16 protein-coding genes and 1 pseudogene are annotated in these 20,738 nt (G+C 60.7%); 10 read left to right on the forward strand and 7 right to left on the reverse strand.

Annotation, left to right across the window (positions count from 1 at the left end; all coding sequences use genetic code 11):
* Positions 1-20 precede the first annotated feature (20 nt).
* Genes ACK9YZ_RS25535 through ACK9YZ_RS25550 form a run of 4 tightly spaced genes read left to right on the forward strand, consistent with a single transcriptional unit; the run spans position 21 to position 3,807 of the window.
* The gene (locus tag ACK9YZ_RS25535; RefSeq protein ID WP_416068084.1) at positions 21-998 is read left to right on the forward strand and encodes a sugar kinase; all 978 of its coding nucleotides are present in this window, start codon (positions 21-23) and stop codon (positions 996-998) included.
* The gene (locus tag ACK9YZ_RS25540) at positions 998-2,272 is read left to right on the forward strand and encodes a D-tagatose-bisphosphate aldolase, class II, non-catalytic subunit (protein ID WP_416068085.1); all 1,275 of its coding nucleotides are present in this window, start codon (positions 998-1,000) and stop codon (positions 2,270-2,272) included. The genes ACK9YZ_RS25535 and ACK9YZ_RS25540 overlap by 1 nt, the downstream gene beginning before the upstream one ends.
* Before the next feature lie 24 nt (positions 2,273-2,296).
* The gene (locus ACK9YZ_RS25545) at positions 2,297-3,022 is read left to right on the forward strand and encodes an SDR family oxidoreductase (RefSeq protein WP_216759039.1); all 726 of its coding nucleotides are present in this window, start codon (positions 2,297-2,299) and stop codon (positions 3,020-3,022) included.
* Positions 3,023-3,033: 11 nt separating this feature from the next.
* On the forward strand, positions 3,034-3,807 hold the full coding sequence (locus tag ACK9YZ_RS25550) for an SDR family NAD(P)-dependent oxidoreductase (protein WP_216759038.1): 774 nt from the start codon (positions 3,034-3,036) through the stop codon (positions 3,805-3,807).
* A 96-nt stretch (positions 3,808-3,903) separates the two neighbouring features.
* Here the strand turns inward: ACK9YZ_RS25550 and ACK9YZ_RS25555 are convergent.
* From ACK9YZ_RS25555 to ACK9YZ_RS25565, 3 genes and pseudogenes are all read right to left on the reverse strand, one after another.
* A pseudogene (locus ACK9YZ_RS25555) lies at positions 3,904-4,174 on the reverse strand (MarR family winged helix-turn-helix transcriptional regulator); the annotation flags it as partial.
* Between the two features lie 240 nt (positions 4,175-4,414).
* Complete coding sequence (locus tag ACK9YZ_RS25560) at positions 4,415-5,125, reverse strand: MgtC/SapB family protein (protein ID WP_216759037.1); 711 nt, start codon at positions 5,123-5,125, stop codon at positions 4,415-4,417.
* A gap of 64 nt (positions 5,126-5,189) precedes the next feature.
* Positions 5,190-6,176, reverse strand: a complete 987-nt coding sequence (locus ACK9YZ_RS25565) for a LysR substrate-binding domain-containing protein (RefSeq protein ID WP_416068086.1) — start codon at positions 6,174-6,176, stop codon at positions 5,190-5,192.
* A gap of 192 nt (positions 6,177-6,368) precedes the next feature.
* Between ACK9YZ_RS25565 and katG the strand changes: the two genes are divergently transcribed.
* Both katG and ACK9YZ_RS25575 read left to right on the forward strand, forming a co-directional pair.
* Positions 6,369-8,552: a catalase/peroxidase HPI gene (gene katG, locus ACK9YZ_RS25570; RefSeq protein WP_416068087.1), complete on the forward strand. Its 2,184-nt coding sequence runs from the start codon at positions 6,369-6,371 to the stop codon at positions 8,550-8,552.
* 329 nt (positions 8,553-8,881) lie between these two features.
* Complete coding sequence (locus ACK9YZ_RS25575) at positions 8,882-10,687, forward strand: diguanylate cyclase (protein WP_416068088.1); 1,806 nt, start codon at positions 8,882-8,884, stop codon at positions 10,685-10,687.
* A gap of 25 nt (positions 10,688-10,712) precedes the next feature.
* Here ACK9YZ_RS25575 and ACK9YZ_RS25580 read toward each other — a convergent pair whose 3' ends face one another.
* The 4 genes from ACK9YZ_RS25580 to ACK9YZ_RS25595 all read right to left on the reverse strand — a co-directional run bounded on the left by ACK9YZ_RS25580 (position 10,713) and on the right by ACK9YZ_RS25595 (position 14,059).
* Complete coding sequence (locus ACK9YZ_RS25580) at positions 10,713-10,913, reverse strand: hypothetical protein (RefSeq protein WP_216759034.1); 201 nt, start codon at positions 10,911-10,913, stop codon at positions 10,713-10,715.
* A gap of 141 nt (positions 10,914-11,054) precedes the next feature.
* Positions 11,055-12,074 carry a quaternary amine ABC transporter ATP-binding protein gene (locus ACK9YZ_RS25585; protein WP_416068089.1) on the reverse strand — a complete coding sequence of 340 codons (1,020 nt, stop codon included), beginning with the start codon at positions 12,072-12,074 and terminating at the stop codon, positions 11,055-11,057.
* Positions 12,067-12,954, reverse strand: coding sequence for an ABC transporter permease (locus tag ACK9YZ_RS25590; RefSeq protein WP_416068090.1), 888 nt, complete (start codon positions 12,952-12,954; stop codon positions 12,067-12,069). Before ACK9YZ_RS25590 ends, ACK9YZ_RS25585 begins: the two co-directional genes overlap by 8 nt.
* Before the next feature lie 106 nt (positions 12,955-13,060).
* Positions 13,061-14,059, reverse strand: coding sequence for an ABC transporter substrate-binding protein (locus tag ACK9YZ_RS25595; protein WP_416068091.1), 999 nt, complete (start codon positions 14,057-14,059; stop codon positions 13,061-13,063).
* Positions 14,060-14,516: 457 nt separating this feature from the next.
* Here ACK9YZ_RS25595 and ACK9YZ_RS25600 point away from each other — a divergent pair, with 457 nt between their 5' ends.
* The 4 genes from ACK9YZ_RS25600 (at position 14,517) to ACK9YZ_RS25615 (ending at position 20,726) form a co-directional block, all read left to right on the forward strand.
* Positions 14,517-15,305: a GntR family transcriptional regulator gene (locus ACK9YZ_RS25600; RefSeq protein ID WP_416068092.1), complete on the forward strand. Its 789-nt coding sequence runs from the start codon at positions 14,517-14,519 to the stop codon at positions 15,303-15,305.
* Positions 15,295-16,131, forward strand: coding sequence for a 5-dehydro-4-deoxy-D-glucuronate isomerase (kduI, locus tag ACK9YZ_RS25605; RefSeq protein ID WP_416068093.1), 837 nt, complete (start codon positions 15,295-15,297; stop codon positions 16,129-16,131). Before ACK9YZ_RS25600 ends, kduI begins: the two co-directional genes overlap by 11 nt.
* A 5-nt stretch (positions 16,132-16,136) precedes the next feature.
* Positions 16,137-16,892: a 2-dehydro-3-deoxy-D-gluconate 5-dehydrogenase KduD gene (gene kduD, locus ACK9YZ_RS25610; RefSeq protein WP_416068094.1), complete on the forward strand. Its 756-nt coding sequence runs from the start codon at positions 16,137-16,139 to the stop codon at positions 16,890-16,892.
* A 195-nt stretch (positions 16,893-17,087) separates the two neighbouring features.
* Positions 17,088-20,726 carry a hydantoinase B/oxoprolinase family protein gene (locus tag ACK9YZ_RS25615; RefSeq protein WP_416068095.1) on the forward strand — a complete coding sequence of 1,213 codons (3,639 nt, stop codon included), beginning with the start codon at positions 17,088-17,090 and terminating at the stop codon, positions 20,724-20,726.
* The last annotated feature ends 12 nt before the right edge of the window (positions 20,727-20,738 follow it).

The raw sequence follows: 20,738 nt of genomic DNA on the forward strand, positions 1-20,738 counted from the left end.
CTATCGAAAGCAGGATGGCAATGGCTTCAGTGCTGGCTCCGGACCATCTCGGTCCCACGGTTTGCGTCGGCGAGATCCTCGTGGAGATCGTTGCCATGACGATCGGAGAGGGATTTCTCGAAGCCCAGCCGCTCGTCGGGCCGTTTGCCAGCGGGGCGCCGGCGATCTTCATCTCACAATGCGGCCGGCTCGGCGGAGCGGCAGCAATGGTGGGCGCGGTCGGCAATGACGATTTTGGTCGCGTCAATATCGACCGCCTCAGGCGCGATGGCGTCGATGTGTCGACCATTGCCGTCGATCCTGACTATCCGACTGGAAGCGCCTTCGTCCGTTACCGCAAGGACGGCTCGCGTGACTTCGTCTACAATATCGCGAAATCCGCGGCCGCCCGCTTCGGCTGGTCTCAGGATGTCGCCGATCTCATCAACCGCAGCGGACATCTCCATGTGATGGGTTCGGCTCTCTCCGTTCCGAGCGCTCGGGAAGTAATCGACAAGGCGGTCGATATTGTGAAGACGCGAGGCGGCACGCTCTCGGTCGATCCGAACATCCGCAAGGAATTGCAGCTCGATGAGGATACCGAGCGCCGATTTTTGCGGCTTGTCGCCGCCGCCGATCTTCTTTTGCCGTCAGGGGAGGAGCTCGAGCGTGCTGCAGGCATTGCGGGCGAAGCCGCGGCGATCCGCCGCCTGTTCGACATCGGCGTGAAGGAGATCGTACTGAAGCGCGGAGCGGAGGGAGCGACTTATTTCGGCAGGGACGGATACCGGATCGATGCACCTGCATTCCTCGTCGAGGAGGTCGATCCGACCGGTGCCGGCGATTGCTTCGGCGGCGCCTATCTCACCTGCCGGCGGCTCGGAATGTCCCCAGGCGAAGCTCTTGCCTATGGTTCGGCCGCCGGTGCGCGCAATGTGACGGTTCGCGGTCCGATGGAAGGTGCCGGCACCCGTCAGGAGCTCGACGCGTTCATCGCCTCGACGGAAAGGCGCCCCTGATGCAGATAGCACTCAACGAGCTGGCTGCACTCAGGGTCCAGGGGCGTCCCGCCGGTATCGTCTCTGTCTGCTCGGCCCACCCAATCGTCCTGCGGGCAGCGTTGCGTCATGGGCGTGACCATGCGAGCACGGTCCTGATCGAAGCCACCTGCAATCAGGTCAACCATTTAGGCGGCTATACCGGGATGACCCCTGCGGACTTTGCCGCCCTTGTGCTGCGCATCGCCAAAGAGGAGGGCTGCCCGGAAACCCTCATCACGCTTGGGGGCGACCACCTCGGGCCGAATCCCTGGCGGGATCGTGCGGCCGAAGAGGCCATGGCGGAAGCCGAAAGGATGGTGGCGGCCTATGTCGATGCCGGATTTCGCAAGATCCATCTGGACGCGTCGATGGGCTGCATGGGTGAACCCGCCGCGTTGGATGACGACACGACCGCCCATCGCGCTGCACGCCTTGCCGCTGTCGCGGAGACCTCGGCAAGGCAGGCAGGGGGAGCCATGCCGGTTTATGTGATCGGCACGGAGGTTCCTCCTCCCGGCGGTGCGGATCATGCGCTGACCACGATCGAGCCGACCGCGGCTTCCGCCGCCAGGCGAACCATCGATGTCCATCGTCATGTCTTCGCTGAGGCCGGCCTTGCGGAGGCGTTTACGCGCGCTATCGGCCTGGTGGTGCAGCCGGGCGTCGAGTTCGGCAACCATAACGTCATCCGCTACGACCGCAGCAGGATCGACGCATTGAGACAGGTGCTCGGAGACGAGCCGCAATTCGTGTTCGAAGCGCATTCCACCGATTATCAGGGCACCGATCCGCTGACCGCGCTGGTCGAAGATGGGTTTCCCCTTCTCAAGGTCGGGCCGGAGTTGACCTTCGTGCTGCGCGAGGCGCTCTATGGGCTGGATCTGATCGCCTCTGATCTCGTGCCTCATTATGGCGAGCGTCCGCTTTATGCCGCGATGGAGGCGCTCATGCTGGCGCATCGGGAAAACTGGAGCCGGCACTATCACGGCACGGAGAATGAGCAGCGCTGGCTTCGGCATTATTCGCTGTCCGATCGCATCCGATACTATTGGACGTCGAAAGAGGCTCAATCCGCCGTCGCACGCCTTTGCGACTCGCTTGCCGGAAAATCCGTGCCGTTTCCGTTGTTCCGGCAGCACATGCCGGCCGCCCAGCAGTTTTGTGACATGCCGCTGGATCCTGAGGAGGTTCTGATCTGGCGGGTGACGAAGAGCCTTGCCGACTATCATGCAGCTTGCGGCGCAGGCAGATAGCGCTGCTCAACCGAGGAGGAAAGAATGAACGAGTTGAAAGGGAAGGTCGCCGCAATCACCGGCGCGGCGTCGGGTATCGGAATGGCGTCGACGGAGGCGATGGTCGCGGCGGGCGCCACGGTCGTTCTTGTTGATCGCGACGAGAAGGCGCTGAAAGCAGCCTGCGAGCGTCTGGGTAAACAGGCGATACCTCTCGCCCTGGACCTGCTCGACCCGGAAGCATGTGCTCAGCTTCTTGACCGCGTTCTATCAAAGGTGGGGCAGCTCGACATTCTGCATGCCAATGCGGGTACCTATATCGGCGGCGACCTTGCGGATGCCAATCTCGACGCCATCGACCGGATGCTGAACCTCAACGTCAATGTGGTGATCAAGAATGTCCGGACCGTCATTCCGCACATGATCGAGCGCGGCACAGGCGACATCATCGTCACGAGCTCGGTCGCGGGCCATGCGCCAGTTCCCTGGGAGCCGGTCTATTCGCCGTCGAAATGGGCGATGCACTGCTTTGTCCAGACGATGCGCAGGCAACTGCTGAAAAGTGGTATTCGTGTCGGCTCGGTTTCTCCGGGACCGGTCATCAGCGCATTGCTTGCCGACTGGCCGGAAGAGAACCTGCGCAAGGCGAAAGAGGCCGGCGCCCTGATCGAACCCAAGGAGGTGGCGGATGCGATCATGTTCATGCTGACGCGTCCGCGCAACGTGACGATCCGCGACATCGTGGTTCTTCCAAGCGCATTCGACATCTGAGGAGCTTGACCATGAGCTATCAGGAAAAATTCCGCCTTGACGGCGAGCGCGCCGTCGTCACCGGCGGCGGGCGGGCCATCGGGCTTTGCTGCGCTCACGCACTCGCCGAAGCCGGCGCAGCCGTCGTCGTCATCGAGCGCAATGAATCCGACGCCGAGCAGGCTCTGGCGCTCAAAGACCAGGGATACGACGTCGAGTTGCGTCTCGGCGATGTGACCGATTCCGCCCGCATGGAGGCGATCGCCAATGAACTCGCCGGCAGCGGTCGCCCGGCAACGATCCTGGTGAACAATGCAGGGATAGGGCAGAACGGGATTGCCGCAGAAGATGTCACGGACGCCGACTGGCTGCGCATGATGAATGTCAATGTCAATGGCGTCTTCTGGTGTTCGCGTTCCTTCGGCCGCCATATGGTGACAATGAAACGCGGGGCGATCGTCAATCTCGGCTCGATGTCCGGCATCATCTGCAACCGGCCGCAGCCGCAGACGGCCTATAACGTCTCCAAGGCTGCCGTTCACCACCTCACCCGTTCCATGGCCGCCGAATGGGCTCAGCATGGTGTCAGGATCAATGCGGTTGCGCCGACCTACATCGAAACCCCGATGGTGGCTGCAGTCGAAGCCAATCGCGAGCGGATTCCGATCTGGCTTGCCGATACGCCGATGGGACGAATGGGCACGCCGGAAGAGGTCGCAAGCGCGGTTCTCTTTCTCGCATCCGGTGCGGCAAGCTTGATGACGGGAGCAATCGTCAATGTCGATGCGGGATTCACCTGCTGGTAGACCGGGTCGGGGAGAGTCTTCGAGGCGCCGGCGATTCTGCCGACGCTTCGCTTTCTTCCGCCAACCTGCCCACCTGCCCACCTGCACGGGGGTTCGTCAGCTTTTGACCGGATCATCCTTCACGGCATCGGCAAATTTCCGCATCAGGCGGACCAGATTGTCCAGATCATCGGGATCCCATGTCTTGAATATCTCGATCCCTATCCTCTCAAGAGCCGCATCGACGCGGTCCGTCATCGCTTTGCCCTTCGCGGTGACGACCGCTTCGCTGACGCGGCGGTCCGTTGTCCCGGCCGGCACGGCCGGCAGATCGACCACGCCGATCGGCCCCCAATCTTTCAATGCCTACCAGCAGAGGGAAAAGGGCGCACCAGGTGACCGGATTCTTATCCGTCCGGATGACTATGTCGGCGCGATCACCTCACAAGACGAAGTGGCTGCATTGGAAGCCTGTCTGCATGATGTCGGGTTGCGGGCAGGGGCGGCAGCCGGGCGATAAAAAATGCTTCCGCGGCATCGCTTCGTCAGTGGGAGCAGAGATAGTTACGGCGCGGAACCGTCAGAGCTCTTCAGTGACGCTTCGTCATGATCGTGATGACATTCGCTGTTAAGCTCCGGTCGTGCGATGCTCGAAGCGGGTAACGCGAAAGTTCGTTTCCAAAGATGCAGCAATTTGGTCAGCACCTGGAATGCCTTGAACGGATGTCCATCTGATCTCGTAGATTAGCTCTCGGTACGCCTCATCGCTGTCCCTGAGCTCTGTGAAGGTCGCTTCTGAAAGCTCGATAGCCGTCTTCTTCAGATCAGGAATGCCGGCCTCGACCGGCAGTCTGATTGCGACCATGCCTTTCTGTTGACCTGATATCCACCGGTCTACCTGCTTCAGCGGGGAAAGGATCAGGACGGCGAGAATGGTCACGATAGCGCCGATCACGATCTGCCCGCCGCCGAAACACAGGCCGATTGCCGTGATCAGCCACAGCGTGGCCGCCGTAGTCACGCCGGTTGTAATGTCGCCCCTCCTCAGGATCGCCCCGCCACCGATAAAGCCCACGCCAGTCAGGACGCCGAGTGGGAAGCGCAATATGTCCATTGATCCGTTTACGCTCTGGCTCGTTGCCAAGAGGATATTCGCCTGGATCATCGAAAGACAGGCCGCTAGCCCTACGAGGATGGTCGTGCGCAATCCCGCGACATGTCCCCCGCGTTCCCTGTCGAGGCCGATGAATGCGCCGGCGATAATCGTTGCCGCCAGACGGATTGCGATGTCCGTCCAGCTCGGCGTGATCGGCATCAGGTCGATCAAATCCAATTTCATGCTCCCCTTGTCGCAAATCAGCGCCCAGAACGCGGGATCGCTGCCAATCGTTTAGTGCGGGAAGCTAGAGCGCGGGTGGCAAGCCGGCCAGTGGGACAGTAAAATCCGTCACGGAATCGGCAGGTGCAGGATCGGGTTCATTCTGCGAAGACCGATGGCGCAGGCTTGCGGCCGAATCGCGAATGACCTCGGAAATCTGGAGCAGCTGCTTGGCCAGAGGCGTCGAATTGCGCCAGATGATTCCGATCGTTCGCAAGGGTTGGGGTGTGCGAAACCGGGAGATGGAGACATCCGCCGAGCGCGTTTCCACCGGCACCGCCATTTCGGGGATGAGGGTGACGCCGATACCGGCGCTGACCATCTGCACCAGCGTCGAGAGCGAGCTTCCCTCCATGATTTCGCGGGGACGCGTCGATTCTATTCCGCAGAAGGACAGGGCCTGATCTCGAAAACAGTGCCCTTCCTCCAGAAGAAGCAGGCGCATTTCGCGCAGAGCCTCGGGTTCCGGCACCGGCTTTCCTTCGTCTTCGCGCCGTCGGACCAGCAGGAACTCCTCGTCGAACAGCCTGATTTCGGTCAGCGATGGTTTCGATACCGGCAATGCGACCACCGCCAGATCGAGCTCACCCTGCGCCACTTCATGAACCAGCCTGGCCGTCAGCGTTTCGCGCACCTGAATTTCGATATTCTCGAAGGTCCTGTTCAGGTCGCCGATGATCGCCGGGAGCAGATAGGGGGCGATGGTTGGAATGATGCCGATCCTCAGCCGCGTCAACAGCCTGTCCTGCGAGGCGCGGGCAAGGTCGCCGAGTTCGTCCACGGCCCGTAGAATATCGCGAACCCTCAGCGCAAAGAGCTGTCCGAATGCGCTCAATTTCACTTCGCGCGCACCGCGTTCGAAGAGATTTCCGCCGAGCTCTTCCTCAAGCTCCTTGATCTGCATGGACAGAGCGGGTTGCGAGATCGCACAGGCATCGGCCGCATGCCGGAAACGGCCGTGACGTGCCAGGGCTTCGAAATAGCGAAGCTGCTTGAGGGTAACATTGGTCATAAGACCAACTTATCGCAGCCATCAGTAAATCCAACTTAAAATTATCACATGCTTCCGATAAAAAGGAAGAACAGGGAGGATGCGTGCCGACCCCGATCGAGCCGGGACGAGGTGTGGGTACGCGATCAGGCCCCAATAGTTTGACGGACAAGGCGGCTGCAGAACGGTCGTCTGAAGCAACAGGAGAAAACTATGGACCAGAAACCAGAGAGCGCGGGCAAATGTCCCGTTGACCATTCGGGAGCACGTGGCAGGGGCAATCGCGACTGGTGGCCGAACCAGCTCGACCTGCAGGTGCTGCACCATCATTCCGACCTTTCGGATCCGATGGGCAAGGATTTCGATTATGCCGAAGCGTTCAAGGCGCTCGATCTCGATGCGGTGAAGCAGGATCTTCATGCGCTGATGACGGATTCGCAGGACTGGTGGCCGGCCGATTTCGGTCATTACGGCGGTCTCTTCATCCGCATGGCCTGGCACAGCGCCGGCACCTACCGCATCACCGACGGCCGCGGCGGCGCCGGTCAGGGCCAGCAGCGTTTTGCGCCGCTCAACTCCTGGCCTGACAACGTCAACCTCGACAAGGCCCGCCGCCTGCTCTGGCCGATTAAGCAGAAATACGGCAACAGCATCTCCTGGGCTGACCTCTTGATCCTCACCGGCAACGTCGCGCTCGAATCCATGGGCTTCAAGACCTTCGGTTTTGCCGGCGGCCGCGCCGACGTCTGGGAGCCGGAAGAACTCTACTGGGGTCCGGAAGGCACCTGGCTCGGCGACGAGCGCTATAGCGGCGAACGCCAGCTGGCAGAGCCGCTCGGCGCCGTGCAGATGGGCCTGATCTACGTCAACCCGGAGGGCCCGAACGGCACGCCCGATCCGCTCGCATCCGCCCGCGACATCCGCGAGACCTTCGCCCGCATGGCGATGAATGACGAAGAGACGGTGGCGCTGATCGCCGGTGGCCACACGTTCGGCAAGACCCATGGCGCCGGCGACCCGTCATTCGTCGGCGTCGATCCAGAGGGCGGTGCGCTCGAGGCCCAGGGCCTCGGCTGGGCGAGCACGTTCAACAGCGGCGTCGGCCGCGATGCGATCGGCAGCGGCCTTGAAGTCACCTGGACGACCACTCCTACCAAGTGGAGCAACAATTTCTTCTGGAACTTGTTCGGCTATGAATGGGAGTTGGAAAAGAGCCCGGCGGGCGCCCATCAGTGGGTGGCAAAGGGCGCTGGCGCCACCATCCCGGATGCCTTCGATGCCTCGAAGAAACATCTGCCGCGAATGCTCACCTCCGACCTTGCACTGCGCTTCGACCCGATCTACGAGGCGATCTCGCGCCGCTTCCTCGAAAACCCGGATCAATTCGCCGACGCGTTTGCCCGCGCCTGGTTCAAGCTGACCCACCGCGACATGGGACCGAAGGTCCGCTACCTCGGCAAGGAAGTGCCGGCCGAAGACCTGATCTGGCAGGATGTCATCCCGGCCGTCGACCATCCGCTCGTTGACGACCAGGATATTGCCGGTCTCAAGGCCAAGGTCGCTGCTTCCGGCCTGACAGTGCAGGAACTGGTCTCGACCGCCTGGGCGTCGGCTTCGACCTTCCGCGGCTCCGACAAGCGCGGCGGCGCCAACGGAGCACGCATCCGTCTTGCGCCGCAGAAAGACTGGGAGGTCAACGAGCCGGCACAGCTTGCCAAGGTTCTGGGCGTCCTGGAAGGCATCCAGACGGACTTCAACGCGGCCCAGACCGGCGGCAAGAAGATCTCGCTCGCCGACCTGATCGTGCTGGCCGGTGCAGCCGGTGTCGAAAAGGCGGCCAAGGCCGGCGGTCACGATGTCGTCGTACCGTTCACGCCGGGCCGCATGGATGCAACCGCCGAGCAGACCGACGTTGCGTCCTTCGCTGTTCTGGAGCCGCGCATCGACGGTTTCCGCAACTATGTGAACGGCAAGCGCCAGCAGTTCATGAAGCCGGAGGAAGCGCTCGTCGACCGCGCCCAGCTCCTGACGCTGACCGCACCGGAAATGACCGTGCTTATCGGCGGCCTGCGGGTGCTGACGGCCGGCAAGCCGGAGCACGGCGTCTTCACCGCCCGTCCGGAAGTGCTGACAAACGACTTCTTCGTCAACCTGCTCGACATGGGCACCGTCTGGGCACCGGTTGCCGGCAAGGACGGCGTCTACGAAGGACGCGACCGCAAGACGAAGGAACTCAGGTGGACCGGCACCCGCGTCGACCTGATCTTCGGCTCGCACTCGCAGCTTCGCGCTCTTGCGGAAGTCTACGGCCAGTCGGATGCCAAGGCGAAGTTCGTCAAGGACTTCGTCGCCGCCTGGAACAAGGTCATGAACGCCGATCGCTTCGATCTCGTCTGATTGAAAAGCCCTGTCTGGACGCGGCGGTATCGCCGTCGCGTCCACACGTTTGAGCGATCGAGCATTCTCTGTTCGGTATTGCGCGCTCGATTTTTCTCGTGCAGCCACGACGACTGCAATCGGCACAGCCACGTGCTCTGAAGATTCATTCAGCCATTCGGTATTGGTCGTACCGCCCTTGCGATTGCCAAGGGCCGTTTGCAACGCAATGTCTATAGGCAGATATTTGCTGCAGACCGTCATAAGTTTTCGCAAACGGTGTGTCGCGACAATGTTACGTTAGAGGTCCCTTTAATTCTCCTTCAATCCGATTTCGCTATCATGGCCTCATGAGAATAAGAACGATCACCAACTGGGCCTATGGCATAACCATGATCCTCACGGCGCTTTCGGCCGGCGCCTTTATCATGTCATCGCGCAGCGCCGAGGACGAGAGGCGTGCGGTTGAGGAGCATCTCGCTCTCGATACGCTGACTGAACAGCTCGAGATGGGCGCGGAATTTTCCAGCGATGAAGCACGGTTCTACGTCATGCGCGGCGAACAGCGCCACCTCGATGCCTTCAAGGCGGATGAGGAAACCGAACGGCGGCGCGAAACGGCGGCCGAGCAGATCGCGGCCAGAGATATATCTGTCGTGGAGCGGACTATTATTGAGGACATAGATAAGCAGGCTGAGGCGCTTGACGTTCTGGAGGCCGCCGCTATCGATGCCTTCCAGAAAGGTGACAAACAAGCGGCACAGCAGGCGCTCTTCGGGCCGGAGCACGAGAGGTTGCAGACGGCGCTCCTGGAGTCGGCCGGGCATCTGCGTGATATCACCGCGACACGCACAGGAGCCGCACTCGATGATGCGCGTCGGCGCAGTGATCAGTGGAGCCTTGTCGCCAAGGTCATGCTGGCCATTACCGGTCTGCTCTTCCTTGCCGTGCTCTATTTTATCCTGCGGCGTCGTGTGGCCATGCCTCTGGTGCGCATGACGGGTATCGTTAACCGGCTGGCCAAGCAGGATTATGCGGTCGAAGTCCCTGTCGACCGCCGTCGTGACGAAATAGGCGAGATGAACGATGCCATCCAGATCTTTCGTGAAAACGGGCTCGAACGCGAGCGTCTGGATGCCGAACGGCGGGCCGACCAGCACACCAAGGATCTCATCCTGCAGATGATGCATCGCCTTCAGGCCTGTGAGAACCAGCACGAATTGGCCGATGTTGTCGCACGCTTCGCGCCGCAGATCTTTCCGGGCATTGCCGGAAGCCTTTATATCCTGAACGAGGACAAGTCCGCGCTCGCACAAGCCGGTGCATGGCTGGAGCCCGTCAATGCACAGGAGGCCTTTCCGGCCAATGCCTGCTGGGGTCTGCGGCGCGGACGCCCGCATATGAGCGGCACGGGCTACGGCGATGTGCCCTGCCATCATGTCGAGGGCAGCGGTGTTGCGACCTCCTGTCTTCCTCTGACTGCGCAAGGTGATATGATTGGCCTTCTCTATCTCGAGGAACGCAACGGACAGGTGCCGGTACTGGAAGATGCCCGCCTCTACCTGGAACTGATTGCCGAGAATGTCGGGCTGGCGGTCGCCAACCTGCAGCTTCGTGAAAAGCTGACAGATCTTGCCGTCCGAGATCCGCTGACCGGGCTCTTCAACCGCCGCTTTCTCGACGACGCGCTGAATCGGCGTGGCCGTGATAATGCCGAAGAGCCACTGGCCTGCCTGATGATCGATATCGATCATTTCAAGCGCTTCAACGACCAGTTCGGCCACGATGCCGGTGACTTGGTCATGCAATATGTCGGGCAAATCTTGCGAAGTGCCGCGGCCGAATACGGCAACGCATTTCGTTTCGGCGGTGAGGAATTCACGATCCTGCTGCCTGACCACAGCGAAGAGGACGGATTCCGATTCGCCGAGATGCTGCGTGCGCAGATCGGCGCAGCCGCGCTCTCCCACTCAGGTCACATTCTCGGCGCCGTGTCGGTGTCGATCGGTGTGGCAGTGTCACCTGGGGAAGGTACTGTCGATACATTGGTAAGCCGCGCCGATGCGGCTCTTTTGGATGCCAAGGCCAAAGGCCGTAATCGAACGGTGCTGGCAAGCAGCCTTAGCAGGCCGGCGCAGGAAACGCTGCGCGCCTGATGCCTGCAAGCAGGAAGTCAGTTAATTAATTGCCGACTGCGCCATGAGGCGCAAGTTCGCTGATCTCGCGGATCGCGCCGTAATCGCGCTCATGGGCGGAGCGGAAACGGCTTTCCTTGCGCCCCGTCAGATCACGATGGTAGCGGTCGGTCATGCCATCGGCATAGGTGCCGGTATCGGCGTCGAAGTCTTCATTCGACCGCTTGATCGAGAAAAATTTGAACATCTTCAGGGTCCTCCACAGCGTGTCTTCAACACTCGGACGTGTCGTTCTGTTCCTTCTCTCAAATGATTATAATGAAAAAATTAACCATGTTTAAACAAACGGCATATGTTTGGGCGCATGCCACCTGATTGCTTAAGATTTTCATGCTTGATGTAAAAGCAGCGCCAGCAATTGTTGCAGTGAAACGCCGCCCAGCGGCCGGCCCTCCTGCGATATGACTGTGGCGGAGGAGACGTTGCCGCGCGACATTTCCCGCAATGCTCCTTCGAGATCCATATCTTCGGCAAGTCGCAGCTGGCTTTCGACCGAGATCTGTTTCGCGACGGCACCGATCTTGATGACCCGACCGCGATTGACCTCCTTGACGAAGGCAGCGATGTAATCGTTGGCCGGGTTGAGGACGATCTCAGCCGCCGAACCCTGCTGGATGACCTCGCCGTCGCGCAGGATGGCGATTTTCTCCCCGAGCCGGAGAGCTTCGTCGAGATCGTGGGTGATGAAGACGACCGTTTTCTTCAGGTCCTTCTGTAGATCGAGGAGGACGGTCTGCATGTCGACACGGATCAGCGGATCGAGCGCCGAATAGGCCTCGTCCATCAGCAGGATTTCGGCATCATTGGTGAGCGCCCGCGCCAGGCCGACGCGCTGCTGCATGCCACCGGAAAGCTGGTTCGGATAGTGCCCATCAAAGCCCTCCAGACCAACACGCTTGATCCAGGCATTGGCCCGTTCCTCACGCTCCGCCTTTGCGACGCCCTGGATTTCCAGACCATAGACGGTGTTCTGCAGAACGTTGCGATGCGGCAGCAGGCCGAAGCGCTGGAAGACCATGGCAGTCTTCCGGCGGCGGAATTCGCGAAGCTGCAGGGCATCCATGCGACAGACATCCTCGCCGCCATAGAGCACTTCCCCCGACGTCGGGTCGATCAGCCGGTTGATATGGCGGATCAGCGTTGACTTGCCGGAGCCGGAAAGGCCCATGATGACGGTGATCCTGCCGCCGGGGATGGTGATGTTGATATCTTTCAGACCCACAACATGGCCATGTTCTCTGTTGAGCTCGGTCTTCGACATGCCGTTGCTGACCGCTTCCACATAGTCGCCGCCGCGCGGGCCGAAGATCTTGAAGAGGCTCCGGATTTCAATCGAATTGCTAGCCATGCACGATCTCCCGGTGCTTCTGGAGCCGCAGCCCATAGGCCTGACTGATGCGGTCAAAGATGATGGCAATGCCGACGATGGCGAGACCGTTGAAGACGCCGAGGGTGAAGTACTGGTTGGAGATAGCCTTGAGAACCGGTTGGCCGAGCCCCTGAACGCCGATCATCGAGGCGATGACCACCATGGCGAGCGCCATCATGATCGTCTGGTTGATGCCGGCCATGATGGTCGGCAGCGCCAGTGGCAGCTGGACGTTGCGAAGTTTCTGCCAGCTCGATGAACCGAAGGCATCGGCCGCCTCCAGCACATTCTCATCGACCATGCGGATACCAAGATTGGTGAGACGGATCATCGGTGGCAAGGCATAAATGACGACGGCAATGACGCCGGGCACTCGGCCGATACCCAGAAGCATGACGACGGGGATCAGGTAGACGAAGCTCGGCATCGTCTGCATGACGTCGAGAATGGGGTTGACGATCCTCTGCATCGTATTCGACCGCGCCATCAGGATGCCGAGGGGCAGGCCGATCACGATAGAGAGCACAGTGCAGACGAAGATCATCGACACGGTCTTCATCGTATCCTGCCACATGTCGAAATAGCCGATGACAAGAAGCGTCAGCACACAGCCGATGACCACCTTCCAGTTGCGGCTGGCAAACCAGGCAATGGCACCAAAGACGATCAGCACGATTGGCCAGGGCGTGCCGGTCAGCAACCGTTCTGCCCAGATAAGAAAACTTTGCAGCGGGCTGAAGGCAGCCTCGATGCTGTCGCCGTAGGCGCGGGTGAAAGCGCGAAACCCTTCGTCGACGCTCTTCTTCAGCGCGCGCAGCGTCTCGTCGTTCATGGTCGGAAACTTCCAGAGCCAATCCATACCGGTTCCCCAAAATAGATAGTGGCGGCGGCCGATTGTTGTTTTGGCCGTCGCGCCGAAGGATTGTCTTGGCAGCGGCGAGGCTGCCCATGTCATGTCTGTGTGATTAGAGCGAAGCCTTGATTTTTTCGGCGGCTTCCGGCGAGACCCAGTCCTTCCAGAGGGGCTCGTTGTTCTTCAGGAAGTATTTGGCGCCGTCTTCACCGGTTGCTTGGTTGTCGGTCATCCAGGCGATCAGCTTGTTGACGGTGTCATTGGTCCAGGCGCGCTTCTTGAGGTAATCAATGGCCGGGCCGCCGCGATCGGCAAAACTCTTGCTGATCAACGTCTGCACATCGTCGGACGGCCAGGCATTCGGCTTGGGATCGGCGCAATCGGCAACCGAAGTGCAGCGCTTCCATTCGGCCGCGTCGTATTCCGTTCCATATCCTAGCTTGACCATTTCGTATTTGCCGAGCAGCGAGGTCGGTGCCCAATAATAGCCGACCCAAGCCTGCTTGCCCTCGTAGGCCTTGGCGATCGAGCCATCGAGACCCGCGGCAGAACCGGTATCAACGAGCGTAAAGCCGGCTTTCTCAGCATCATAGGCCTTGAAGAGCTGTGCGGTGACGACAGTACCACCCCAGCCCTGCGGGCCGTTGAAGACGGCGCCCTTGCTCTTGTCTTCCGGCGCCGGGAAGAGTTCGGGATGTTTCAGGAGATCAGGAATGGTCTTGATGTCTGGATGGGCGTCGGCGATGTATTTGGGGATCCACCAGCCCTGTATTGCGCCGTCCGAGAGGATCTTGGCGCCCTCGACGACCTTGCCGCCTTCAAGGCCGCGCTTGACCAGTTCCGGCTGCAGGCTGACCCAGGCTTCCGGTGCAACGTCCGGCTCTCCCTTTTCCGCCATGGAGGTCAGCGTCGGGACGGTATCGCCGCTGACGATTTCCGCCGTGCAGCCATAACCTTCCTCGAGGATTAACTTATCGAGGCTCGCAGCCACTTCTGCCGACTGCCAGTTCATGCTTGCGATGGTGATATTGCCGCAATCGGCGGCAGAAGCGCTGCCGCCCGCGAGCATGGCGCCAGCTGTGAGAATGGTGGATGCCAAAAGTACTTTCATTTTTTTGTTCCCTCTGGTCGCGGTGCATCCTGAACCCGGGCGCCGGCGGCACCGCGCGCCGACCCCTGCATTGAGCCTGCTTTAGGGCTGCAACGGCCATTCTGTTTACGCCAAAAAATGGCGCATTAGAGCCTTCTTTCAATGCTGTCTTAAATACGGCGTCGCTGACGGCACGGCGGACCGACGTAATCGCGCTTTGGTTGTTTCCGCGGCGGCGTCATGTCATTCGGTTGAACGGCGGGTCGCGCCTATCGATCGTCGAAAACGAGCGCATCAATCGCTGTCCCCATTCACGGGTCAACTTATCACAAGGCGATTTTCAATGATTTCCAGGAACGAAGGATGCGCTTGTCAGAAGTTGGATACTAATATATTAGTTCTTTCGTCAGGCTGCAGGGAGGCGGTTGTCGGTGGTTTCGGATGCTCGATTTTCGAATCTTGCCGGTGAAGGAACGCGATGAGTTCGCCAACCGGAATCATGCGCAAAAAGCGCTCTCTTCAAGGCGTCACCGTGCTTTCGCATCAGCGCGCAGCCGCACCGCGAGCGGCCACGCTGGTCTACAATGCGCTTCTCGATGACATCGTGTCGTTGCGCCGCAAGCCGATGGAGTTGTTGAACGAGAAGGAGCTCGAAGCGCAGTTCGGCGTCAGCCGCACACCGATCCGCGAGGCGATCATCCGCCTTTCCGATGACGGTCTGGTTGACGTCTTCCCGCAGTCGGGCACGTTCGTTTCCCGTATTCCGCGCCGGACGCTTTACGAAGCGATGCTCGTGCGCAAGGCGCTGGAGGATACAACGGTTTCGATCGCGGTCGAGAAAATGACGCCGGCGGGTCTCAGGGCGCTGGAACGCAATCTTGCCGATCTCGACGCCTGTCACCGCGAAGGTGATGTCGCGGCCTTCCATGTCGTCGACAATGATTTCCACCAGCTCATCAGCAATATCGCCGGCTTTCCCGGCATCTGGGCGATCATCCAGCAAGTCAAGGTTCACAGTGATCGCTATCGCCTGCTGACGCTGCCGCAGCAGGGCCGTCTGAGGCGCGTCATCGAGGAACATGCCGCCGTCATCGATTGCATGCGAGCGGGCGACAAGGACGGCGCGAAGGCTGCCATGGAATTCCATCTCGGCAAGCTCCTGCGCGAAGTCGAAAAGGCCGAGATGCTCGACCCCGCTTATTTCATTGAGGATGCCCCGTCGATGGCGGCATCCGGAGGAGAGAAGGATCATTCCAATGCAGATTGACGTACGGCACGCCTCCCATCCCGAAGCGGTGCGCGGTTTCGATACGGAAACGCTCCGGCGTCACTTCCTGGTCGAGACGGTGTTTATATCAGGCGAGATCAGGCTCACCTATTCACATTATGACCGTATGGTCATCGGTGGTGCAGCGCCGCTCGGCGCGGCCCTGGCGCTGACGGCGCCGAAGGCCATCGGCCAGGAGACGTTTCTGGCCGAGCGCGAACTTGGCGTACTGAACGTCGGTCATGCGGGCCGTGTCGTCGTTGACGGCAGGGCCTACGAACTGGCGAAATATGATTGCCTCTATATCGGCAGGGGCGCCGTCGATGTCAGCTTCGAAAGTGTTGATGCCGGCAATTGCTCGAAATTCTACCTCGTGTCGACGCCCGCACATGCAAGCCACCCGACCGTGCTCCTGACGCGCGACAAGGCGCGGCATCTGACGCCGGGCGAGGCGGCGACCGCCAACAAGCGTTCGATCTATCAGTATATTCATCCGGAAGTCTGCCAGTCGTGCCAGCTCACGATGGGCTTCACCAGCCTGGAGACCGGCAGCATCTGGAATACGATGCCGAGCCATACGCATGACCGGCGCATGGAGGCCTATCTCTATTTCGACCTCGATGCCGACCAGCGTGTCTTCCATTTCATGGGCGAACCGCGTCAGACGCGCCACATGCTCGTTGCCAACGAGCAGGCGATCATCTCGCCGCCCTGGTCGATCCATTCGGGTGCGGGCACCAAGAACTACAGCTTCATCTGGGCGATGGCCGGCGACAACAAGAGCTTCACCGACATGGACCATATCGCAATCGGCGATCTGAGGTGATGGCGATGCAGGCTCTTTTCGATCTCTCTGGCAAGATCGCCGTGGTCACCGGCGCCAATACCGGGATCGGGCAGGGGATCGCCGTCGCATTGGCTGAGGCCGGTGCGTCGATCGTCGCCGTCGGCCGTTCGTCGATGGATGAGACGGAAGCACTGGTGGCAGGCGCCGGCACGAAATTCCACGTGATCAAGGCCGATCTCGGCACGATCGAACCGGTCAAGCTGATCGTCGCGGAGGCGCTGGAGCGCTTTGGTGGTCTCGATATCCTCGTCAACAATGCCGGCATCATCCGCCGCGCCGACGCAATCGATTTCACCGAGGAAGATTGGGATGCGGTGATGAATGTCAACCTGAAGACGGCCTTCTTTCTGTCTCAGGCGGCGGCCCGCCACATGCTCGAAAAGGGTCGAGGCAAGATCATCAACATTGCTTCGCTGCTCTCCTTCCAGGGCGGCATCCGCATTCCATCCTACACGGCCTCGAAGAGCGGCCTGGCGGGGCTGACGCGGCTGCTCGCCTGCGAATGGGCCGGCAAGGGTGTCAACGTCAACGCCATCGCGCCCGGCTATTTTGTCACCAACAACACGACGGCGCTACGCGAAGATGCCGATCGCAATACGAGCATCCTCGCCCGCATTCCGGCCGGCCGATGGGGTAAGCCAAGCGATATCGGCGGTGCATCTGTGTTCCTGGCTTCGTCAGCATCCGACTACGTGCATGGCGCCGTGCTGCCGGTCGACGGTGGCTGGCTAGCGCGGTGACGCAATAAAATGCCTGTTCCGGCCAATGGCGGCGTCTTGGAGCGCCGGTCACGATAATCCCAATCTTATCGCCGCGGCCTCCCAGGTCGCGGCGTTCGTTTTGGTGCACAACAATTCCGGGCTGTGTTGCATATCTCTGCCAGCGAAAACGTTGACGATTTATCGATAATTTCTTAGTGATGTCGGAAACGATTGGTGGAGGCGATTTTGTCGGGCATTGCGGCTGGTAGTTGGGACTTCTGGATCGATCGTGGCGGCACCTTCACGGATGTCGTTGGGCGTGACCCATCGGGCGCGCTTCACGCTCGAAAAGTGCTCTCCGAAAACCTCGAAGCCTATCGTGATGCCGCCGTCCACGGCATCAGGCAGCATCTGGGTCTCACGGCCGGCGAAGCGATACCGGCCGGACTGATCGGCGAGGTGCGCATGGGAACCACGGTCGCCACCAATGCGCTCTTGGAGCGCAAGGGTGAACGCCTCGCGCTGATCACCACAAAGGGTTTCCGCGACGCGCTGCGCATCGGCTACCAGGAGCGCAAGAACATCTTCGCGACGGAGATCATAAAGCCGGAAGCGCTTTATCAGGATGTGGTCGAGCTCGACGAACGCGTGCTGGCGGACGGTACGGTCGAGCTTCATCTCGATGAAGCATCGACGGAAGCGGCACTGCGCGATCTGCGCACCAAGGGCTATCGCGCTGTCGCCATCGTTTTCATGCATGCCTATAAATATCCGGAGCATGAGGCAGCAGCGGCGCGCATTGCCCGCGCCATCGGTTTCGAGCAGGTTTCCGTCAGTCATGAGGTTTCGCCGCTGATCAAGCTTGTCGGCCGGGGCGATACGACCGTTGTCGATGCCTATCTTTCTCCAGTGCTCGGTCGTTATGTGCGCCAGGTTTCGGATGAGCTCGATGTAGCGCGCACCGGCGCGCGCGTCATGTTCATGATGTCCTCCGGCGGTCTGACGGCGGCCGACATGTTTCAGGGCAAGGACGCTATCCTGTCCGGCCCGGCCGGCGGTGTCGTTGGTCTTGCCAAAACCGGTGAGCAGGCAGGTTTCGGCCATGTCATCGGCTTTGATATGGGCGGCACTTCGACGGACGTTGCACATTTCGATGGCGAATATGAGCGCGCTTTCGAAACGGAAGTCGCCGGCGTGCGCGTTCGCGCGCCGATGATGCTTATTCATACGGTCGCGGCAGGTGGCGGTTCGATCCTGCATTTCGACGGCGGCCGCTTCCGTGTCGGACCGGATTCCGCCGGCGCCTATCCGGGACCGGCCTGTTATCGCAACGGCGGATCGCTTGCGGTTACCGATGCCAATGTCATGGCGGGCAAACTGTTGCCGGAGTTTTTCCCGGCGATCTTCGGCCCGAACCAGGACCAGCCTCTCGATGCCGAGACGGTGCGGCAGAAATTTGCCGAACTGGCCACCGAGATCGGCGATGGGCGCAGCCCCGAAGAGGTGGCGGATGGTTTCATCCGCATTGCCGTTGCCAATATGGTCGAGGCGATCAAGAAGATTTCCGTCCAGCGCGGTTATGACGTCACGCGTTACGCATTAAACTGTTTTGGCGGCGCTGGCGGCCAGCATGCCTGCCTTGTGGCAGATGCGCTCGGCATGAAGAGCATTCTGCTGCACCCGATGTCGGGGCTGCTGTCAGCCTATGGCATGGGGCTTGCTGATATCCGCTCCACCCGCCAGAAGGCGCTCGGCGTGCCGCTTGATGAGGCGGCGCCAGCGGCGATCGTTGCACTCGGACGTGAGTTGCAGGGCGAATGCCTGCCGGAACTGGTGGCGCAGGGCGTGGATGCCGAGAAGATCAAGACGGTGGTTCGCGCCCATATCCGTTATGCCGGCACCGATACGCTGCTCGCGGTCGAGGCGCTGTTTCCACAAGGGGACGATGCGGCCCGGCTTCGTCAGGAATTCGAGGTGCTGCACAAGCGCCGCTTCGGTTTCGTTGCGGAGGATAAACCGCTGGTCGTTGAAGCGGCCGAGGTCGAATGCATCGGCGGTGCGGCCGCTGAGATCGATGTCGACCGTGGCGAGGCGGGCCGTGGCGAAGCCTCGGCCATCCGCCATACCCGCTTCCATTCGCAGGGCGAGAGCCATAATGCGGCAGTCGTTCTGCGCGATAGCATTATCCCCGGCCAGACGGTGACAGGCCCCGCGATCATCATCGAGCCGAACCAGACGACCGTCGTGGAAGATGGCTGGCAGGCGAAGTTGACGGCACGTGATCATATCGTGCTGACGCGTATCAAGGCCCTGCCGGAGCGCACGGCGATCGGCACCAAGGCCGATCCGGTCATGCTCGAGATCTTCAACAATCTCTTCATGTCGATTGCCGAGCAGATGGGTGTGACGCTGCAGAACACGGCCTATTCCGTCAACATCAAGGAGCGGCTCGATTTCTCCTGCGCGGTCTTCGATGCGGACGGCAATCTCGTCGCCAATGCACCGCATATGCCGGTGCATCTCGGCTCCATGGATGCGTCGGTCGCGACTGCCATCCGTGAAAACCCGGTCATTCATCCGGGCGATGTTTTCCTGATCAATGCGCCCTATAATGGCGGAACGCATCTGCCTGACCTCACCGTCTGCACGCCTGTCTTTGACGATGCCGGTGCACGCATCCGCTTCTGGGTGGCGAGCCGTGGCCATCACGCCGATATCGGCGGTATTTCGCCCGGCTCGATGTCACCGCTTGCGACCCATATCGAGGAAGAAGGCGTCTATATCGACAATTTCAAGCTGCTCGATCGTGGTCGTTTCCGGGAAGGCGCCCTTGCCGATCTCCTCACCGGCGCACGCTATCCGGTGCGTACGCTGGCGCAGAATGTCAATGATCTGAAGGCGCAGGTGGCTGCCAACGAAAAAGGCGTGGCCGAGCTTAAAAAGATGATCGGGTACTTCGGCGAGAATGTGGTCGATGCCTACATGGGCCATGTGCAGGATAACGCCGCCGAGAGCGTGCGCCGCGTGCTCGACCGGCTGCCGGATGGCGAGTTTTCCTATGAGATGGATCAGGGCTGCAAGATCGTCGTCAAGATCGCCATCGATCGCAAGAAGCGCGAGGCAACGGTTGACTTTACCGGCACGTCGGCGCAGCGACCCGACAATTTCAATGCGCCGGCACCGGTCACGCGGGCTGCCGTACTCTATGTCTTCCGCGTGCTGGTCGAGGCGGATATTCCGATGAATGCCGGCTGCCTGCGGCCGATCCGTATCGTTATCCCCGAAGGTACGATGCTGACGCCGGCCTATCCCGCAGCGGTCGTCGCCGGCAATGTCGAGGTCAGTCAGGCCGTTACAAACTGCCTGATCGGTGCGGTAGGCGCCATGGCCGCGGCGCAAGGGACGATGAACAACCTGACCTTCGGCAACGACATCTACCAATATTACGAGACCATCTGCTCTGGTGCCCCCGCCGGCCCCGGCTTCAATGGTGCGGACGCGGTGCACACGCATATGACCAATTCGCGTCTGACCGATCCTGAAATCCTGGAGAGCCGTTTCCCGGTCGTGCTCGAAGATTTCCACATCCGTCCGAATTCCGGTGGTCGCGGCCAGTGGCATGCCGGCAACGGCACGCAGCGCACGATCCGCACGCTCGAGAAGCTCGAATTTGCCGTTCTCTCCGGCCATCGCCGTGTCGCACCTTTCGGCTTGAAGGGCGGCGAGCCCGGACAGACCGGTCGCAACTATGTTCGTCGCAACGACGGTACGATCGATGAACTGAGCGGTGCTGCTCATACAGTGCTGGAAGCGGGCGAAGCCTTTACGGTCGTGACCCCGACAGGCGGCGGATACGGGCCACCCGATGCCTGAAGCGTGATCAGT

The organism is Rhizobium sp. ZK1 (assembly GCF_047782645.1).
Taxonomy (GTDB): Bacteria; Pseudomonadota; Alphaproteobacteria; order Rhizobiales; family Rhizobiaceae; genus Rhizobium.

Excerpts from the sequence above, each read along its gene's own strand:
- ACK9YZ_RS25595 (WP_416068091.1), bottom strand. The coding sequence starts at position 14,059 with ATGAAAGTACTTTTGGCATCCACCATTCTCACAGCTGGCGCCATGCTC.
- ACK9YZ_RS25545 (WP_216759039.1), top strand. The coding sequence starts at position 2,297 with ATGAACGAGTTGAAAGGGAAGGTCGCCGCAATCACCGGCGCGGCGTCG.
- ACK9YZ_RS25560 (WP_216759037.1), bottom strand. The coding sequence starts at position 5,125 with ATGAAATTGGATTTGATCGACCTGATGCCGATCACGCCGAGCTGGACG.
- ACK9YZ_RS25600 (WP_416068092.1), top strand. The coding sequence starts at position 14,517 with ATGAGTTCGCCAACCGGAATCATGCGCAAAAAGCGCTCTCTTCAAGGC.
- ACK9YZ_RS25565 (WP_416068086.1), bottom strand. The coding sequence starts at position 6,176 with ATGACCAATGTTACCCTCAAGCAGCTTCGCTATTTCGAAGCCCTGGCA.
- ACK9YZ_RS25540 (WP_416068085.1), top strand. The coding sequence starts at position 998 with ATGCAGATAGCACTCAACGAGCTGGCTGCACTCAGGGTCCAGGGGCGT.
- ACK9YZ_RS25585 (WP_416068089.1), bottom strand. The coding sequence starts at position 12,074 with ATGGCTAGCAATTCGATTGAAATCCGGAGCCTCTTCAAGATCTTCGGC.
- ACK9YZ_RS25580 (WP_216759034.1), bottom strand. The coding sequence starts at position 10,913 with ATGTTCAAATTTTTCTCGATCAAGCGGTCGAATGAAGACTTCGACGCC.
- katG (WP_416068087.1), top strand. The coding sequence starts at position 6,369 with ATGGACCAGAAACCAGAGAGCGCGGGCAAATGTCCCGTTGACCATTCG.
- ACK9YZ_RS25535 (WP_416068084.1), top strand. The coding sequence starts at position 21 with ATGGCTTCAGTGCTGGCTCCGGACCATCTCGGTCCCACGGTTTGCGTC.
- kduI (WP_416068093.1), top strand. The coding sequence starts at position 15,295 with ATGCAGATTGACGTACGGCACGCCTCCCATCCCGAAGCGGTGCGCGGT.
- kduD (WP_416068094.1), top strand. The coding sequence starts at position 16,137 with ATGCAGGCTCTTTTCGATCTCTCTGGCAAGATCGCCGTGGTCACCGGC.
- ACK9YZ_RS25590 (WP_416068090.1), bottom strand. The coding sequence starts at position 12,954 with ATGGATTGGCTCTGGAAGTTTCCGACCATGAACGACGAGACGCTGCGC.
- ACK9YZ_RS25575 (WP_416068088.1), top strand. The coding sequence starts at position 8,882 with ATGAGAATAAGAACGATCACCAACTGGGCCTATGGCATAACCATGATC.
- ACK9YZ_RS25550 (WP_216759038.1), top strand. The coding sequence starts at position 3,034 with ATGAGCTATCAGGAAAAATTCCGCCTTGACGGCGAGCGCGCCGTCGTC.